The sequence below is a fragment of the Enterococcus sp. C53 genome (assembly GCF_040887425.1).
In the GTDB taxonomy this organism is placed as follows: domain Bacteria; phylum Bacillota; class Bacilli; order Lactobacillales; family Enterococcaceae; genus Enterococcus_B; species Enterococcus_B hirae.
The window spans coordinates 1-582 of the sequence record NZ_JBFOFT010000027.1; the positions used below are offsets into that span (position 1 = coordinate 1).

1 protein-coding gene is annotated in these 582 nt (G+C 35.6%); it reads right to left on the reverse strand.

Annotated elements, in window-relative coordinates; translation table 11 throughout:
* Positions 1–508, reverse strand: a 508-nt coding sequence (locus AB3I42_RS13985) for an IS6-like element IS1216 family transposase (RefSeq protein ID WP_368022570.1), incomplete at its 3' end; no start/stop codon positions are given.
* Between the last annotated feature and the right edge of the window lie 74 nt (positions 509–582).

The window sequence follows — 582 nt, forward strand, 5'->3', positions numbered from 1 at the left end:
GGTCTTGTTCAATCAAATTATTCAGGTATTTAATGGTACGATGTTCTGTCCCTTGATAAAAGCCGTATTCTTTTAGTTTCTTAAAGGCACTTGTAATAGAGGGGGCTTTATCTGTGACTACAACCTTCGGTTCATCAAACTGCTTCACTAACCGCTTAAGAAAAGCATAGGCTGCTTGTGTGTCCCGTTTTTTACGTAACCAAATATCCAAGGTTAAACCATCTGCATCGATGGCTAGATACAAATAATGCCATTTTCCTTTAATTTTGATGTACGTTTCATCCATTTTCCATGAATAAAAGGATTTTTTATTTTTCTTTTTCCAAATTTGATAGAGTAGTTTGCCATATTCTTGCACCCAACGATAAATCGTCGTATGAGAAACGTTAATGCCACGATCATATAAGATTTCTTGAACTTCACGATAGCTAAGGTTATAACGAAGATAGTAGCCCACGGCTACAATAATCACATCCTGCTGAAATTGCTTTCCTTTAAAATGACTCATCGTCATTCCTCCTGCTATCTTTTTCTATTATTCTACCTTATCTGATAGTAGATTTAAAACTTTGCAACAGAACC